This is a genomic window from Saccharothrix obliqua (assembly GCF_019375475.1).
Classification (GTDB): domain Bacteria; phylum Actinomycetota; class Actinomycetes; order Mycobacteriales; family Pseudonocardiaceae; genus Actinosynnema; species Actinosynnema obliqua.
Window position 1 is genome coordinate 1 of record NZ_JAHXGQ010000044.1, and the last position, 331, is coordinate 331.

The window sequence follows — 331 nt, forward strand, 5'->3', positions numbered from 1 at the left end:
GGCTGATCGACCGGGTCGTCGGGCGCTACGTCGCGGCCGGTTCGGCGAACGGCTACTTCGCGACCCCGGGTGACGCGGAGGTGTTCGAGCACGAGATCACCTGGATGCTGCTGCACCAGGTGTTCAGCTTCAACTCGCCGGTGTGGTTCAACGTGGGCACCAGCTCGCCGCAGCAGGTCTCGGCGTGCTTCATCCTGTCCGTCGACGACTCGATGGAGTCCATCCTCGACTGGTACCGCGAGGAGGGCTTGATCTTCAAGGGCGGTTCGGGTGCGGGCTTGAACCTGTCGCGCATCAGGTCGTCCAAGGAGCTGCTGTCGTCGGGCGGCCT

Annotated in this window: 1 protein-coding gene; it reads left to right on the forward strand. The window is 65.6% G+C overall.

Features of this window, described 5'->3' with window-relative positions; translation table 11 throughout:
* Positions 1-331: ribonucleotide reductase barrel domain-containing protein (locus KZQ38_RS35735; RefSeq protein WP_504739580.1), on the forward strand; the 331-nt coding region annotated here is incomplete at both ends.